Source organism: Flavobacterium sp. NLM, from assembly GCF_002210235.1.
Lineage (GTDB): Bacteria > Bacteroidota > Bacteroidia > Flavobacteriales > Flavobacteriaceae > Flavobacterium > Flavobacterium panici.
The window spans coordinates 192,719-205,641 of sequence record NZ_LIAC01000004.1 but is presented as its reverse complement, the minus strand read 5'-3'; the positions used below and the strand labels follow the sequence as shown (position 1 = coordinate 205,641).

Annotated in this window: 15 protein-coding genes; 10 read left to right on the top strand and 5 right to left on the bottom strand. The window is 32.7% G+C overall.

The annotated features are described in order from the left end of the window. Nucleotides 1-68: 68 nt before the first annotated feature. Complete coding sequence (locus APR43_RS06310; RefSeq protein ID WP_053470802.1) at nt 69-737, bottom strand: hypothetical protein; 669 nt, start codon at nt 735-737, stop codon at nt 69-71. Between the two features lie 222 nt (nt 738-959). Between APR43_RS06310 and APR43_RS06305 the strand changes: the two genes are divergently transcribed. Continuing rightward, nucleotides 960-2,987 carry a M3 family metallopeptidase gene (locus APR43_RS06305; protein WP_053470801.1) on the top strand — a complete coding sequence of 676 codons (2,028 nt, stop codon included), beginning with the start codon at nt 960-962 and terminating at the stop codon, nt 2,985-2,987. 163 nt (nt 2,988-3,150) lie between these two features. Beyond that, on the top strand, nt 3,151-3,810 hold the full coding sequence (locus APR43_RS06300) for a vancomycin high temperature exclusion protein (protein ID WP_053470800.1): 660 nt from the start codon (nt 3,151-3,153) through the stop codon (nt 3,808-3,810). A gap of 82 nt (nt 3,811-3,892) precedes the next feature. On the opposite strand, the gene APR43_RS06295 is transcribed toward APR43_RS06300, so the two are convergent. The 3 genes from APR43_RS06295 to APR43_RS06285 all read right to left on the bottom strand — a co-directional run bounded on the left by APR43_RS06295 (nt 3,893) and on the right by APR43_RS06285 (nt 6,595). Then, on the bottom strand, nt 3,893-5,377 hold the full coding sequence (locus APR43_RS06295) for a hypothetical protein (protein WP_053470799.1): 1,485 nt from the start codon (nt 5,375-5,377) through the stop codon (nt 3,893-3,895). Between the two features lie 138 nt (nt 5,378-5,515). Beyond that, nucleotides 5,516-5,929, bottom strand: coding sequence for a DUF1842 domain-containing protein (locus tag APR43_RS06290; RefSeq protein ID WP_053470798.1), 414 nt, complete (start codon nt 5,927-5,929; stop codon nt 5,516-5,518). 333 nt (nt 5,930-6,262) lie between these two features. Continuing rightward, entirely contained in the window at nt 6,263-6,595 is a 333-nt protein-coding gene (locus APR43_RS06285) for a hypothetical protein (RefSeq protein WP_053470797.1), read from the bottom strand. 382 nt (nt 6,596-6,977) lie between these two features. On the opposite strand from APR43_RS06285, the gene APR43_RS06275 reads away from it, so the two are divergent. From APR43_RS06275 to APR43_RS06240, 8 genes are all read left to right on the top strand, one after another. After that, complete coding sequence (locus tag APR43_RS06275; protein ID WP_053470795.1) at nt 6,978-7,481, top strand: GbsR/MarR family transcriptional regulator; 504 nt, start codon at nt 6,978-6,980, stop codon at nt 7,479-7,481. 56 nt (nt 7,482-7,537) lie between these two features. Then, entirely contained in the window at nt 7,538-7,819 is a 282-nt protein-coding gene (locus APR43_RS06270) for a hypothetical protein (RefSeq protein WP_053470794.1), read from the top strand. Then, on the top strand, nt 7,816-8,175 hold the full coding sequence (locus APR43_RS06265; protein WP_053470793.1) for a hypothetical protein: 360 nt from the start codon (nt 7,816-7,818) through the stop codon (nt 8,173-8,175). The genes APR43_RS06270 and APR43_RS06265 overlap by 4 nt, the downstream gene beginning before the upstream one ends. Nucleotides 8,176-8,180: 5 nt before the next feature. Continuing rightward, nucleotides 8,181-8,567, top strand: coding sequence for a hypothetical protein (locus tag APR43_RS06260; protein ID WP_053470792.1), 387 nt, complete (start codon nt 8,181-8,183; stop codon nt 8,565-8,567). 78 nt (nt 8,568-8,645) lie between these two features. Beyond that, nucleotides 8,646-9,428: a fatty acid desaturase family protein gene (locus tag APR43_RS06255; RefSeq protein ID WP_053470791.1), complete on the top strand. Its 783-nt coding sequence runs from the start codon at nt 8,646-8,648 to the stop codon at nt 9,426-9,428. A 117-nt stretch (nt 9,429-9,545) separates the two neighbouring features. After that, the gene (locus APR43_RS06250) at nt 9,546-10,451 is read left to right on the top strand and encodes a TIGR01777 family oxidoreductase (RefSeq protein ID WP_053470790.1); all 906 of its coding nucleotides are present in this window, start codon (nt 9,546-9,548) and stop codon (nt 10,449-10,451) included. A 184-nt stretch (nt 10,452-10,635) separates the two neighbouring features. Beyond that, nucleotides 10,636-11,091 carry an SRPBCC family protein gene (locus APR43_RS06245; RefSeq protein WP_053470789.1) on the top strand — a complete coding sequence of 152 codons (456 nt, stop codon included), beginning with the start codon at nt 10,636-10,638 and terminating at the stop codon, nt 11,089-11,091. A gap of 69 nt (nt 11,092-11,160) precedes the next feature. Next, nucleotides 11,161-11,556, top strand: coding sequence for a DUF1090 family protein (locus APR43_RS06240; protein WP_053470788.1), 396 nt, complete (start codon nt 11,161-11,163; stop codon nt 11,554-11,556). Between the two features lie 473 nt (nt 11,557-12,029). On the opposite strand, the gene APR43_RS06235 is transcribed toward APR43_RS06240, so the two are convergent. Then, nucleotides 12,030-12,836 carry a hypothetical protein gene (locus APR43_RS06235; RefSeq protein WP_053470787.1) on the bottom strand — a complete coding sequence of 269 codons (807 nt, stop codon included), beginning with the start codon at nt 12,834-12,836 and terminating at the stop codon, nt 12,030-12,032. Between the last annotated feature and the right edge of the window lie 87 nt (nt 12,837-12,923).

Below are 12,923 nucleotides of genomic sequence, written 5' to 3'. Positions count from 1 at the left end.
AAAACCTTGCAGGATAAAAATGCAAAGGCTTCCGTGTACGGAAGCCTTTTTTTATTTATTTTTTGAAATTAAATTACATCTTCAACCTCTTCTAAAATAGATTCAAATTCAGATTCGTTTATATCTTCTTTATTTATCCAATTTTCTGAAGTCACCAAATCGTAATTTATATTGTCTTCAGTCTTCAATTCCCAAACAATACTGTCAGCTTCCGGAAATGGAATGTTTTGAGAGATTTGATTTTCGAATAATCTTTTGATCAGATTTCTATCAGATAAACCATTATTCAATAATTTCAACACGTTTTCCGCTGTCAGTTTTTGTGTTTCTCCATCTGTTGGAGTTAGTGAAAAATGAACAATCGAGGCTTTTGCATTTGGAAATTTTCCGTTATAGGCTTTAAAAAGCAATTGATTGACGTGAAACAAAGTGCCTTGCATGTGTATTTCCGGATATTCTTCGCAAACCTTATCAATTAACATATCGTTCGATATTTGCTCTATTTGTCCTTCGCTTAATTGATCTCCTAATTTATATTGCAAAACTATTTCGGCAGCTTCGTTAGGCTCATAATCTGAAATAGCCATTTCTAATAATTCCGGTAAACTGTTTTTCTCTGCGGCTGCGCCATCGGGATAATTGAATTTTTCTAATAACGCAATAAAATCTTCGTCTGACCAATATCCTTCAACTTCATTAACAGTATCAATATTCTTTATTACAACTTGATAATTCATCCTATTTTATTTTTAGTTATGATCAGCATTTTATAATGCTAAATCTATTTTTTCAATTTACGCTTTTAAAAACGCCTACAGAAATAAATAACATATCTATAACACAATTTAAGAGGATTTTATGCCGAGAATCGATCTTGTTTAGATGATTAGGTTTTTATAAATTGCTATCTTTGAAATTCAAAAAAATCGACTTCTATTAATAAAAAATATAATATCATAATGAGTGTTTTACTTTCAAAATTTATAACTAAACATAACACCGCACCTTTTTCACAAATTAAAATCGAAGATTATGTCCCTGCTTTCAACGAAGGAATTGCTTTGGCTAAAGCCGAAATTGATGCAATTGTAAATAATCCTGATGCGCCGACTTTTGAAAACACCATTGTAGCGATGGATTTTTCGGGAGATATTTTAGATCGTCTTTCTAGTATTTTCTTCAATTTGAATTCGGCTGAAACGAATGACGAAATGCAGAAAATTGCTCAGGAAGTTTCGCCTTTACTTTCAGAATTCGGAAATGATATTCGCTTAAATGCTGATTTATTTGCAAAAGTAAAAGCCGTTTATGATCAAAAAGAAAGTTTAGGTTTAAATCCTGAACAAACGACTTTATTAGATAAAAAATACAAAAGCTTTTCAAGAAACGGAGCCAATCTGCCAGAAGACAAAAAAAACCAATTAAGAGAAATCGACAAAGAATTATCGAAATTGAGTTTACAGTTTGGTGAAAATGTTTTGGCAGAAACCAACAACTTCGAACTGCATTTAACCGACGAAAAGGATTTATCTGGTTTACCGGAAGGCACTATCGAAGCCGCAAGATTATTAGCAAAAAATCAGGAAAAAGAAGGATGGATTTTTACTTTAGATCATCCAAGTTATGTTCCGTTCTTGACTTATGCGGATAATCGTGAATTGCGTAAAAAAATGGCAATTGCATTTGGTGCAAAAGCATTTCAGAATAATGAATTTGACAATCAGGAAAATGTTTTAAAGATTGCTAAACTGCGTTTTGAAAGAGCTAATTTATTAGGATATAAAACGCACGCACATTTTGTTCTGGAGGAAAGAATGGCCGAAAGTCCGGAGAAAGTTTTTTCATTCTTGAATGATTTACTGGCAAAAGCAAAACCGGCAGCTCAAAAAGAATTTGCAGAATTAACTGCTTTCGCAAAAGAACTGGACGGAATCGAACAGCTAGAAAAATGGGACGGTGCTTATTATTCTGAAAAATTAAAACAACAGCTTTTTAATTTAGATGATGAAAAGCTGAAACCTTATTTTCAATTAGAGAAAGTATTAGATGGTGCTTTCACCGTTGCCAAAAAATTATACGGTTTAACTTTTACGGAAGTTTTTGATATCGATAAATACCACGAAGAAGTTACGACTTATGAAGTAAGAGATGCTAATGACAATTTAGTTTCAATTTTCTACGCTGATTTCTTCCCAAGAAAAGGAAAAAGAAACGGTGCTTGGATGACTTCATTCAAATCACAATCTATAAAAGATGGCGTAAACGAAAGACCGCACATTTCAAACGTTTGTAATTTTACAAAACCAACAGAAACAAAACCTTCATTATTGACTTTTAATGAAGTAACGACTTTATTCCACGAATTTGGACACGGTTTACACGGAATGTTAGCAAATACAGTTTACCCAAGTTTATCTGGAACTTCTGTTTATTGGGATTTTGTAGAATTACCAAGTCAGATTATGGAAAACTGGTGTTACGAACCAGAAGCTTTGGCTTTGTTTGCAAATCATTATGAAACGGGAGAAATTATTCCGATTGAATATGTACAGAAAATTAAAGAAAGTGCTAGTTTCCAGGAAGGTTTAGCAACGTTACGTCAATTAAGTTTTGGATTGTTAGATATGGCTTGGCACGGACAAGACCCAACTTCAATTACCGATTTAAAAGCTTTCGAAACAGAACAATTTGCCAACACGCAATTGTATCCTGATGTAAAAGAAAATGCGATGAGTACAGCTTTCTCTCATATTTTTCAAGGCGGATATTCTTCTGGATATTACAGCTACAAATGGGCAGAAGTTTTAGATGCTGATGCTTTTGAGTATTTTCAGGAAAACGGAATCTTTAATGAAGAAATAGCTAAGAAATTTAAAGATAATGTTCTTTCTAAAGGTGGAACTGAACATCCTATGACTTTGTACAAACGTTTTAGAGGACAAGAACCTAAACCTGAAGCTTTATTAAAAAGAGCGGGACTTCTGTAATTGCAGATTTTTGATTGTAGATTTTAGATTTTTTAATCTTAATCTCTAATAAATTTTTACATTAAACCGAAGCATAATCGCTTCGGTTTTTTTATTTGATTTCTCTTAGAAATAATTTTAGTTATCTTCGTGTTTTTAAATCTTAATCTTACAAATACAAGCCGTGAAAAAATATTTTAAAATAGTTCTTTATCTTGCAATTATTGGATTGATTGCTATTGTTTCTGTAAACTACTATGTAAAATCTTCTACCAAAAACAAGATTTATTATTCGGTTAAAAAGTTTCCTAAAAATGATGTCGGAATTATTTTTGGTGCGGGAATTAATGGAAATCAGCCAAGTAAATATTTAAAAGATCGTCTTGATGCCGGAATTTTATTGTACAAAATGAAACGCATCAATAAAATTTTACTTTCGGGAGATAATGGCCGTGATGAATATGATGAATTAACGGTTATGAAAAACTATTGTTTTAATCATGGAGTTGACACTACAAAAATATTTATTGACTATGCAGGTTTCGATACTTATTCAACAATGTATCGTGCAAAACATATTTTCAAGATTAAAAAAGCGACATTAATTTCTCAGGAATATCATTTGAACCGAGCGATTTATATTGGACAAAAACTTGGAATAAAATCCGCTGGATATTCTGCAAATAATGGAGAATATCACGGATATAAATATGTTTGTTTTAGAGAATATGGTTCCATTTTTAAATCCTTTTTTGATGTTTTAAGAAATCGCGAACCTCGTTTTCTGGGAACTCCAATTAACATTAATGGTCCTTCTAATTATTCTAAAGAAGATAAACGATAAAATAGAAAAGCCGAAGTAATACTTCGGCTTTTCATTTGGAGCAAAATTAAAATAAGACACTTTTTGTTTTGCAAAAAATGAACTATTTATGTCGGCGAACAAACACTTCTTCAAACTGTTTAAGTTTAAGTGCTTTTGTTTCTTCGATGCGTTTAGCTTTTAAGTTAACATTTTTAGCAGTTGCCGGCTGAGGTTTTGTAGTATACAAATAAGACTCAAACACGTGGCTTAAATACAAAGGAGATTTTCCAATTCCTCTTGTAGTGTCAAAATTTTGAGATTGATGACAGCTAAAACAATTCGCTAAATTACCAGCATTAATTTTATGTATACTATCCTGAAAAGTCTGCGTGTAAGTCTCCATTGTAATGTTGGCTAAATTAGCAGAACCTCTTGCCAATGAATCCGGAAGAACACTTGATATATCACTTTTTACGATAGTTTGTGCCTGCTGTGCCGGAGTTAATCCGTCTGTATTTAACCAAATTGATCCGTTGTAGAAGTAATTCTTGAAAACGTCTGTTAATTTTGAAGCTACACATTTATTGATCGTATCGATGTTGTCAAAATTAGCAGGTTCTGCCTGGCTTGTTGTCATATAAGCATTTGTACTTATCACTTTAGGAACTCCATATTCATAAAGAACAAAAGCTTTATACGGCTCTAATGGTTTCTTGTTTACTTTATCCCATTTTATTCCTTTCAAACCAGAAGTTGTTCCGCTTTCATAAAGCAGCATTTCAGTTGCTGATGTAACAGAATTGTTTTTCCAGTCATAAACCGGAGCCATTTCTTTATGCTCAAAAGTTGCCCAGATAAATTCAGGATGATTTTTTACAACGCCTACAACGTGCATTCCTAACAAAGCAACAGGTTTTGCTACATATTGTCTTTGCTTATTTTTGAATGCTGCTTTAGTAACGAAATACTCTCCAATTTTTTCTTTCGGAATTGCATCGGTACTAATCCATGAAACTTTTAATTCTAATGACCCAACAGGAAATGTTTCTAAATTAGAATACGGAACTTTTCCGCTGTTAATTTCAGAAGCTGCAATAATGGCTTTATCATGTAATGTTTTATTTACGTGTATAGAATAATATACCGTGTCACCAGCTGTTTTTCCGGGAACAAATTTCGGATTAGAAACTAGTACGCCTTCCGGACCTGCCTGATTAATAGAGCTTAAAACTAATTTTAATCCTAATTGCGGAGCAACTGGCGCCATCTCAGGACTAACAACATCCAAAGAATCTAAAAACAACGGATTTCCAGATGGAAGTGGTTTTGTGACCCAAAGGAATTTTTGCCATGACCATTGATGAAAAATACAATTTGTGGTACTTGAAGTATCAAAAGGGCTTCCGTCTCCTTCTGCAGGCGGCGGTGTTTGTTCGTGCGGAAACCAGCTTGATTCGCATTCGCAAGGTGTGGTTGCTGCTTCCATTTTAGCATATCCTGAAACTCCGGCTTTTCCCAAAATCTTTTCTTTATTCAAAAAGAATATTGTAACAGCTGCAGCAATAAAGACAACTAATACGATTATAATAATCGGTTTTCTATTCATGTTTTTGTGATTTATTTTTTTGGCAATAAAAAAGGCCGTCTAAAAGACGACCCTTTCAATCAAAACTGTAACCAAATCAGGCGCAATTAAATCCTAATATGTTTCGTAATTCGAGTTGTTAATATTTGGGGTCTTTTATTATGCCAACTCTGGTTGTAAATTTTTTACTGCTTTTACAGGTACGTTTTCAATATGATGTTGGTAGTATGAAAAACCTCCTACTCCGTTCCATTCTGCATCAACAGATAAATGAGCGTCAAAATCGGCTAAAAAAGCACCAATTGCCGGAGCTGGAAAAGTTTGAACATATTGTCCTTTAAAACTAACTAATTGTGTATACTGTCCAAGTCCAGCTGCATATATTTTTCCTGTTACAGGAACAACAATATGAGAATCAGGACCATTTACTGCTTGTTTAATAACTGCCGTACCAGAAACTGAATTTTGTGATGGTACAACAACTAAACTAAATGATACGATCGGAGCTCCTGGTGTTCCTACATTTCCTATTGTACCACTTACTAAATAAGCACCTGCTAATAAATCTGCCATAACTTTTGTATTTTTTGGTTTTCCTACTCATAAGGCTTTTCGGAACCGCCTCGTTTTTTTAAGTGGGGTCTGCTCCACCTATTTGATATTTTATTTTGTATATTCTTATTTAAATTAGAATGTTTTAAATATGAATACTTTGGTTTATTTCTACTTCAAAACTATATCAGATAAGTAGACATAAAGGAAAAAATGATGTGAAATGGAGTTTCTTTGACATGAAGCAGGTTAAGCTTGACACGAGAAAATTTTACCCGTAAAAACACCTGCTTTAAACAAAAAACCACCAATATTGTATTGCAATATCAGTGGTTTTAAAACTTATTTAAATTACTATGAACTTACACCATCTAAGGCTAAATGGTTAGAAAGAGTAGTTCCTGAACAAGTGTAATCAGCAACAGCCGAATTTCCTGACTGATATATAAACGCTTGCTGCGCCTGATTATCGTGTCCGGCCATAACCCAGATTTTCATCCAAAGCGTTGATCCGTCCGGAACGCCAAGACTACCCGGATCTGTTGTATACGACTGACCTAAAAGTTCATTACCCGTTTGCGAAGAACTTTGTAATTGTCCATTTGAGTCTAAGTATACAAACTCAGTTCTGCAAACATATCCGCCTTGTTGATTTAATTTAAATTTTCCTACTGTTTGAATTGCCATGATAATTAATTTTTAAAATTTTATGACCTACTCTATTTCTGCTTTTCGGTTTACGCAGCCGCTTTTTTTCTGTGCGAGACAGCTTCACTTAGTGATTTTGTTTGATTTGCTGTTTCAGGGAGAAAGTCATAAAATTTATTCTTTCAGCTTGAAACAAGCTTTGAAAAAAAGATTGCTAGCTTGTTTTTTTCTGATTTCAAAATTATTGCAGATGCATTAGCCAAATAAAAAAATTGCCGCAGAACAGAGAATATTGGTTATCAATTAATTAAAATCAATACATGAAACACGTTTTTATTTAGTCTAAAAAAGAATAAAAATAACCGAAAATAAACTTTCAATTATTTTTGAAAGTTTAAAAACTTTTACTTACATTTGATCTATGGAATTCAAAGAAGCAAAAAATAAGTTTGTACAAACCTGGGGAGCTTTAGGTTCTCAATGGGGAATTAATAAAACGATGGCACAAATCCACGCTTTATTAATGATCTCAAACGAAGCTGTTTCTATGGAAGACATTATGGAAGAATTGCAGATTTCACGCGGAAACGCAAGCATGAACCTGAGAGGATTAATGGATTGGGGAATTGTTTATAAAGAATTTAAAGCCGGCGAAAGAAGAGAATTTTTTACTGCCGAAAAAGATTTAGATGAATTAGCAGCAAAAATCTCCAGAGAAAGAAGCAAAAGAGAAATCAAACCTGCGCTTAAAATCTTAAAAGAAGTTTCGACAATTGAAGCAAAAGATTCTGCAGAAGAAAAACACTTTGTGGATCAAACTTCCAAATTATACGATTTCGTTTTAAAGGCAGATAATATGTTAGATAAAATGACTGAATTCAATGAAAACTGGTTAGGGAAATTAGTTATCAAAATGATGAAGTAAAAAAATTTAATCAAAACTTTCATTTTTTTCTGAAAGTTTAAAAACAATAAATAGTTATGAAAACAACTTTCAAAGTTTTAGAAATTATAAATATAGCTGCTCTAATGTTTTTATTACTTGGCGGTTATGGAATAGTATTTACAGGAGCGTTACAAGTTTTAGCCGCTATTTTATTTGTAATACTATTTCCAAGAAACAAACTAATCTACATCTATTTTGGCTTAGTAATCCTTTTCTTCCTCATTTGGAACGGAGAATTTACCTGGCTTTTCTTATTGCCTATTTCATTAATATTCTTCCTAACATTTATTATTTACAATCAAAAAAAGAAATTATGAATTTCAACATCATTGGATATTTAATATATCTCAGCATTACGACTTTCATCATTCTAAAAGTTGGAAAAATCTGTTACAAAAACGGAAATATTTATGTGGCAGATCTAATCCCGAATCATGCTGACATTTGCCAAAAAATTAATCAGGTTTTGCTTTTAGCTTATTACCTTTTAAATATTGGTTATTGTGCTATGACTTTAATTTCCTGGCAGAAAATTATTTCATCAACACAATTGATTGAAACTATCTGCATAAAAACAGCTGTCATAATTTTTATTATTTCAATTCTGCATTACCTCAACATTTTAATTATAACAAAATACATTCAAAAACTAATTCATAACAACAAAAACTAAATATTATGGAAACTACAAAAATCTTAATCGGTTACAGTATTTATTTACCAGTCGCTTTATTTCTAACTTATTACGTTTCTAAAACACTTTTTAAAAACGGAAAAATCTTTATGCTTGACATCTTTAAAGGCCGTGAAGAAATTGCTGAGGCAACCAACAAACTTTTTGAAACCGGATTTTATCTTTTAAATATTGGTTTTGCCTTAATGATTTTAGAAATGCAATTATATCGAGACAGTTATCAGGAATTAATTGAAAATTTAAGTTACAAAATTGGCGGTTTTTCTATTTATCTTGGTATCATGTTATTCTTCAACTTGTATTTCTTTTTTAGAGGAAAACGAAAAGCTAAAGAAGCTCAAAGAGAAGAAAGATTAGTCTTTAAAGCATAAACATTCCAAACAAACCCGACAGGTTTTATCCCGAGGCTTCGGGACTGTCGGTTTAAAGAAAACCTTAAATCATAAAAAATGACACATCAGGAAATACTCAAAAAAGTACAATGGAAAGATTTGAAAACGCTTAGCTTTAAAGAAATGCTAATTGAAAACAACTTGACAATTCCATGGTTTCTAGTTTCTATGACACTTGCTTATTTTGGTTATTATTTAGCAGCCATTCCTTTTTCAGCTTTTTTCTTTCTAGCCGGATTAAGACAAGTGCATAATGGTTTTCATAATTCATTGGGAACAAACAAATTCTTAACCTGGTTTACACTTTATTCAAACAGTATTTTATTGATGGTTTCAATTCATGCTGTTAAATTCAATCATATCCGACATCATAAATATTGTTTGTCTGATGAAGATTACGAAGGAAAATCAGCAAAAATGACTTGGTACGGCGCTATTCTTTATGGGCCAGTTCACATGTTTTTGATTCATAAAGTAACCTTGCAAAAAGGAAATAGAAATTATGTCAAAAACGTAATCTTAGAGCTTGTCTCAATTGCAGTTGTAACCTTTATAATTTTCTATTTTCAAATTCATTTCCTGATCTATCATTTTATTATAATGGTCTTCGCTGAATTTTTAATGGCTTTCTTTGCTGTCTGGACCGTGCACCATGATACAGAAGATTCTCCGGAATTTGCCAGAACACAGCGAGAAGGCTGGAAAAACAAAATTACTTTCAGCATGTTTTATCACTTAGAACATCATTTATTTCCGGCTGTTCCAACAATTAAATTACCAGAACTCGCAAAAAGAATTGATGATGTATTTCCAGATATTGAAAAAAAGAACACTTTTTAATTGACAAATAATGTTCGCCACTAATTGCACGAATTTTCACGAATTAATATTCAACAAAAACATTTCCAAAAAAATTAGTGGAAATTCGTGCAATTAGTGGCAAAAAATCTACCCTCAATGAAAAAACTCATAATCGCAGCCGGAACAGGTTTTCTCGGACAAGTTTTAGTCAATCACTTCAAAGATAAATTTGAAGAAATTGTAATTCTTACCCGAGGAAAATCTCAGACAATTGACGGAATTAAATATGTAAACTGGAATGCCAGAACTTTTTCTGGCTGGGAAAATGAATTGGAGAATGCGACAGTTTTAATTAATCTCGCCGGAAAATCTGTTGATTGTCGTTATACTAAAGAGAATAAAAAAGAAATTCTTTGGTCTAGAATTGAAAGTACCAAGATTTTAAACAAAGCTGTTTTGAATTGCAAAAATCCGCCGAAACATTGGCTGAATTCATCAACGGCAACTATTTATCGTTTTTCTTTAGACAAACAAATGGATGAAGTTGATGGCGAAATTGGGAATGATTTTTCTATAAATGTTGCGCTTTCCTGGGAAAAAGCATTCTTTAAAACTGAAACTCCAAATACTTTAAAAACAGCTTTGAGAACTTCAATAGTTTTAGGAAAAAATGGAGGCGCTTTAATTCCGTTAAAGACTTTAGCTAAAATTGGTTTCGGAGGAAAACAAGGAAAAGGAAGTCAATTTGTAAGCTGGATTCACGAAGAAGATTTTGCCAATGCAATTGATCTTGTTATTCAAAAAGAAATTACAGGCGTTATCAATATTGTTTCTCCAGAACCTATTCGAAATATTGATTTTATGAAGAAACTTCAAAAAGCTGTTGGTTTTCCTTTCGGAATTCCGCTTAACAAATTCTTTCTAGAAATTGGAGCATTTTTTATTCGAACAGAAACAGAACTGGTTTTGAAAAGCAGAAATGTGATTCCGAAAAGGCTTTTGGAAAATGGATTCCAATTTAAGTTTGGAGATATTGATAATGCTTCTCGAGATTTAATATAGATCCCAAATTCACACAATTTTGTCATTTCGACGAAGGAGACTCGAGCGATAGCGAACAGACGAAGTAAATCTCCACGAGAAGCTCGACAAAGATTGGATTCACATAGCGGAGTTACTTGTGAAGATTTCTCCTTCGTCGAAATGACAAGATTGCGCAAAAAACAAACTTAAATCTAACAAATCAATGACAACAATACACCTCACAACAAAAATAAAAGCGTCAAAACAAATCGTTTTTGACGCCTCAAGAAATATCGATATTCACCAGCAATCTACAAGTCCTACAAAAGAAAAAGCAATTGCCGGCGTAACATCTGGATTAATAAATTTAAACGAAACAGTAACCTGGCGCGGCAAACATTTCGGGGTTTATCTCACACACAAAACCCGAATTCCTGTAATGGATTTCTATGATTATTTTGTAGATGAAATGGAAGAAGGAAAATTCAAATCTTTCAGACATGAACATATTTTTGAGGAACAAAATGGCGTAACAATCATGAAAGATGTATTACAATATGAAACTCCGTTTGGGATCTTCGGAGAACTTTTTGATATTTTATTTTTAGAAAAACATATGACTCAGTTTCTTTTGGAAAGAAATAAGGTTTTGAAAGAAGTTTCAGAAAAAACTAGTTAAGATAATTTTCTTACTTTTATAAGTAATTCACTTCTGAATGAATCAGATAAATTAATCAAAAACATACTTATGAAATTAAAAACGATATTAACTGTATTTCTTTTTACTGTTTCTTTTATTGGATTTTCGCAAAGCAATTGTACAACCTTAAAAGGATGCGAAAGAAAATTATGTGAACTAAATACAAAATTAACCGCTGCTAAAAAAGCCGGAAATCAAAATCAGATTAAAGGAGTTGAAGATGCTATAGCGCAGACCAAGAAAAACTGTACGACTAAAACAGTGAACAAAGATCTGGACAAAAAGGTAAAAGAGAAACAGCAAAAAGTTAACGAAAGAACGGCCGATTTGAACGAAGCGATTAAAGACAAAGAAAGCAAAGAAAAAATTGACAAAAAGAGAAAAAAACTTGATGAGGCAAAAGCTGATTTGAATAAAGCTCTTGCAGAACAAAAAACGAAATAGATTTTTTTAAAAGATAATGTCGTTGTTTTTTTCACGCAGATTAAGCAGATTAAAAAGATATTTTCAATTGCCTCCAGCTTTAGCTGGAGGTTAATTAGGATTAAATATTCCTGGCTTTAGCCAAACTTTATCTTTTGGCTAAAGCCCTCTTAGGAGACTTATTTTTTACCTCCAGCTAAAGCTGGAGGCAATTAAATCAAAATTTATTTTCAAACTCTACAATTCAAACATAGCCCACGGTTTCAACCGTGGGAAACGTTGTCAAAAGAAACCGTCCCAATGGTTGAAACCATTGGCTATGTTATCTCAATAGAAAATAATATATATCTTGGAAAATGAATTTTCTCGTTTTACGGTTTGCGTGAGGGATAGAAGCGGATAGCCCACAGCCTGACGAAGGAAGTGCGAGGACTTGGAGCGGATAGCCCGACCCGGAGGGACACGCCCAAATTATTAGAAACTTTTACGTCTTTTTATAAAAAAGCAATCATCAGCCACCAAAATATCGGTACGCTTTCGACCCAAAAGGAAGTATAATATCGGGAACGATTTGTATTAGCAAAAAAGATAAAAAGCATTAAGGTCACAACCATAATGAGGTTAATGATAAGATCGTGAACTGTAAAAGACAAAATTCCTAAAACCCAAAACGGAACCAAAAGTGAAAATCCTAAAATCTTGGTTCGTTTTACACCGATTGTCTGCGGAACGGTTTGCAAATGCGGATCGTCATTTGCCAAATCCAGAATTTCGAAAACCAAAATCAGGACAAAAACCAAAACAAAACGCTGAATGCATTTTATAAAAAAGTTAGCTGTAAAGGGAATTTCGGAATTAATGTATGGCAAAACCAAAGTCGCACCAACCCAACAAAGTGCTACGATATAAATTTTTACACCTGCCCAATTTCGGGCATTTTTTCTGTTTGGGAAAAACGGCAATGTGTAAAGTGCCGTTATGGCAAAAATTACTACGGAAACAATTTGGGTAATTCGCTTTAGGTGGAAAAAATAATAACCCACTAAAATCACTGAAACAAAACTTAAAACAGCAATAATTTTTAATTGAATGCCAACCGGTTTTCTTTTCACCCGAACCAAAGCATCATATTTTACAAAATTATATCCTACAATTGTTCCGAAAAAAACAAACAATGCCATGGCTTCATCATACTGAATATGAAAGAAATGAAACGTAATTCGAACTAGAGCATAACACGACAAAGCCACGTGAATACTGCTGTTTAAATAAAAATCGAAAATTTGTTTTAAAAGTTTCATGCCTCAAATCTAATCAATTGGTAACAAATCAACTCTTTAGTTATAAATTTGATAAAAATTGAAGTTAAAAATACCCATTAAATTATT

Bases quoted from the DNA above. Each gene is read 5' to 3' on its own strand.
- APR43_RS06310 (WP_053470802.1), bottom strand. From the start codon at position 737: ATGAATTATCAAGTTGTAATAAAGAATATTGATACTGTTAATGAAGTT.
- APR43_RS06305 (WP_053470801.1), top strand. From the start codon at position 960: ATGAGTGTTTTACTTTCAAAATTTATAACTAAACATAACACCGCACCT.
- APR43_RS06295 (WP_053470799.1), bottom strand. From the start codon at position 5,377: ATGAATAGAAAACCGATTATTATAATCGTATTAGTTGTCTTTATTGCT.
- APR43_RS06290 (WP_053470798.1), bottom strand. From the start codon at position 5,929: ATGGCAGATTTATTAGCAGGTGCTTATTTAGTAAGTGGTACAATAGGA.
- APR43_RS06285 (WP_053470797.1), bottom strand. From the start codon at position 6,595: ATGGCAATTCAAACAGTAGGAAAATTTAAATTAAATCAACAAGGCGGA.
- APR43_RS06275 (WP_053470795.1), top strand. From the start codon at position 6,978: ATGGAATTCAAAGAAGCAAAAAATAAGTTTGTACAAACCTGGGGAGCT.
- APR43_RS06270 (WP_053470794.1), top strand. From the start codon at position 7,538: ATGAAAACAACTTTCAAAGTTTTAGAAATTATAAATATAGCTGCTCTA.
- APR43_RS06265 (WP_053470793.1), top strand. From the start codon at position 7,816: ATGAATTTCAACATCATTGGATATTTAATATATCTCAGCATTACGACT.
- APR43_RS06260 (WP_053470792.1), top strand. From the start codon at position 8,181: ATGGAAACTACAAAAATCTTAATCGGTTACAGTATTTATTTACCAGTC.
- APR43_RS06255 (WP_053470791.1), top strand. From the start codon at position 8,646: ATGACACATCAGGAAATACTCAAAAAAGTACAATGGAAAGATTTGAAA.
- APR43_RS06250 (WP_053470790.1), top strand. From the start codon at position 9,546: ATGAAAAAACTCATAATCGCAGCCGGAACAGGTTTTCTCGGACAAGTT.
- APR43_RS06245 (WP_053470789.1), top strand. From the start codon at position 10,636: ATGACAACAATACACCTCACAACAAAAATAAAAGCGTCAAAACAAATC.
- APR43_RS06240 (WP_053470788.1), top strand. From the start codon at position 11,161: ATGAAATTAAAAACGATATTAACTGTATTTCTTTTTACTGTTTCTTTT.
- APR43_RS06235 (WP_053470787.1), bottom strand. From the start codon at position 12,836: ATGAAACTTTTAAAACAAATTTTCGATTTTTATTTAAACAGCAGTATT.